Annotated in this window: 4 protein-coding genes; 3 read left to right on the top strand and 1 reads right to left on the bottom strand. The window is 70.2% G+C overall.

Features of this window, described 5'->3' with window-relative positions; all coding sequences use genetic code 11:
* On the top strand, positions 1–574 hold a 574-nt coding region (locus VI238_RS12425; RefSeq protein WP_331651806.1), incomplete at its 5' end, for a class 1 fructose-bisphosphatase.
* On the opposite strand, the gene VI238_RS12420 is transcribed toward VI238_RS12425, so the two are convergent.
* A complete protein-coding gene (locus VI238_RS12420) occupies positions 540–716 on the bottom strand; it encodes a hypothetical protein (protein ID WP_331651804.1) in 177 nt (58 codons plus the stop codon). The genes VI238_RS12425 and VI238_RS12420 overlap by 35 nt on opposite strands.
* Positions 717–795: 79 nt before the next feature.
* Between VI238_RS12420 and VI238_RS12415 the strand changes: the two genes are divergently transcribed.
* Positions 796–1,506 carry a 2OG-Fe(II) oxygenase gene (locus VI238_RS12415; RefSeq protein ID WP_331651802.1) on the top strand — a complete coding sequence of 237 codons (711 nt, stop codon included), beginning with the start codon at positions 796–798 and terminating at the stop codon, positions 1,504–1,506.
* Positions 1,503–2,243 (top strand): saccharopine dehydrogenase family protein (locus VI238_RS12410; RefSeq protein WP_331651800.1); only part of this gene is annotated, 741 nt, incomplete at its 3' end. The genes VI238_RS12415 and VI238_RS12410, both read left to right, overlap by 4 nt.

Here is a 2,243-nt window from a genome sequence, read left to right as displayed (position 1 = left end):
CACGCAGCAGGTCGCCGCCGGCTACGCGGTGTACGGCTCGAGCACGGTGCTCGTGCTGACCCTCGGCGACGGCGTCTACCAGTTCACGCTCGATCGCGAGCAGGGCAACTTCCCGCTCACGCACTCGAAGCTGCGCATCCCTGAGGACACCTCGGAGTTCGCGATCAACATGTCGAACATGCGCCACTGGGAGGCGCCGATGCGGCGCTACATCGACGAACTGCTCGCGGGCAAGACGGGTCCGCGCGGGCGCGACTTCAACATGCGCTGGGTCGCATCGATGGTCGCGGACGTGCATCGCATCCTGACCCGCGGCGGCATCTTCATCTATCCGCGCGACCTCAAGGACCTGCGCTCCCCGGGCAAGCTGCGCCTCATGTACGAGGCGAACCCGATGGCCTTCATCGTCGAACAGGCGGGCGGCGCGGCGACGACCGGGCGCGAGCGCATCCTCGAGCTCGTGCCCGAACGCCTGCACCAGCGCGTGCCGGTGTTCCTCGGTTCGAAGAACGAAGTGGAGCGCGTCACCGCGTACCACCTCACGCCGGCGGATCGCGCCGGCGCGTATGCGTGACCGCACCGAGGATGCATCCGCCGAGCAGGATCACCGCCCCGGCGCCGATCCACTGCGACGGCACGTGGACGAGCCAGGCGGCGTAGGCGAGGCCGCCGATGAGCACGATCGCACCGATGATATAGAGTCCGAACGATGACATGGCCATTTCCCTCGATCGGATGCCGCGAGCATCGTCCGATGCGCGACCTGAACGTTCGATCACCGCAGGCGACCTGAGCATGGACGACTTCATCGAGGTCTACGACGGCGCGCTCGATGCGAAGGTCTGCGCCGAACTGGTCGCCGCGTTCGAAGCGAGCGACAAGGTCGTGCGCGGCCGCACGACCGGCGGCGTCAACACGCGCCTGAAGGACTCCTGGGACCTGCACGTGAGCAGCCATCCGGAGTGGAAGAGCGCCGAGAGCCTGCTCAACGGCGCGATGCTGCAGGGACTCGTCGCGTACCTGCGCAAGTACACCCACCTCGCGCTCGCGCCGACCGCGCTCTACCGCAAGCGGGGCGCGAGCGAGCAGATGCAGATGCTCGGCGTCGACGACGTGCGCGCGATGCCGGACGCCGAACTCAAGCAGCTGATCGTGCGCCTGTTCCGGCCCGGCGGCATCAACATCCAGCGCTACTACGCCGACCAGGGCGGCTACCCGTACTGGCACAGCGAGATTTCGCCGAAGGTCGAGACCGACGACAACCTGCACCGCGTGCTGCTCTGGACGATCTACCTCAACGACGGCTTCGGCGACGGCGAAACCGAGTTCCTGTTCCAGCAGCGGCGCATCGTGCCGAAGACGGGCAGCCTGCTGCTCGCACCGGCGGGCTTCACCCATACCCATCGCGGCAACATGCCCAGGGGCGGCAACAAATACATCGCGACGTCGTGGGTGCTGTTCCAGCGCGCGCAGCAGCTGTACGCGACGCCCGAGGCCGCGAAATGAGCGCGGACATGCAGCGCGCGCTCGTCTACGGCGCGAACGGCTATACCGGTCGCCTCATCGCCGAGGAAGCCGCGCGGCGCGGGCTCGCACCCGTGCTCGGCGGCCGCCACCGCGAGGCGGTCGAGGCGCTCGCGCAGCGGCTCGGCCTGCGCTCGCGCGCGTTCGGCCTCGACGACGCGGGCGCGATCGCGCGCGGCCTCGACGGCGTCGACCTGCTGCTCAATTGCGCGGGGCCGTTCTCGCGCACCGCCGCGCCGCTGCTCGATGCGTGCCTCGAGCGGCGCGTGCACTACCTCGACATCACCGGCGAGATCGACGTGTTCGCGCATTGCCATCGCGCCGACGCGCGCGCGCGCGAGCGCGGCATCGTCGTCGTGCCCGGCGTCGGCTTCGACGTCGTGCCGACCGATGGCGTCGCCGCGCTGCTCAAGCGCGCGGTGCCCGACGCGACGGCGCTCGTGCTCGCGTTCGAGGCCGCGGGCGGCACGAGCCCGGGCACGGCGAGGACGAGCGTCGAGGGGCTCGCGCGCGGCGGCCGAGCGCGCATCGGCGGCGAGCTCGTCGACGTCCCGCTGGCGTGGAAGACGCGCACGTTCGTGCGCGACGGCGTCGAGCGCAGCGCGACGACGATCCCGTGGGGCGACGTCTACACCGCGTACGTGTCGACCGGCATCCCGGACATCGAGGTCTATCTCGCGATGCCGCCGCGCGCGATCCGCGCGCTGCGCCGGCTGCGG

Origin of the sequence: Dokdonella sp. (assembly GCF_036518555.1) — a bacterium.
In the GTDB taxonomy this organism is placed as follows: domain Bacteria; phylum Pseudomonadota; class Gammaproteobacteria; order Xanthomonadales; family Rhodanobacteraceae; genus Dokdonella_A.
Note: the sequence above shows the minus strand (reverse complement) of the source record. Positions and strands in the feature narration are given on the sequence as shown.

Excerpts from the sequence above, each read along its gene's own strand:
- VI238_RS12415 (WP_331651802.1), top strand. The coding sequence starts at position 796 with ATGGACGACTTCATCGAGGTCTACGACGGCGCGCTCGATGCGAAGGTC.
- VI238_RS12420 (WP_331651804.1), bottom strand. The coding sequence starts at position 716 with ATGTCATCGTTCGGACTCTATATCATCGGTGCGATCGTGCTCATCGGC.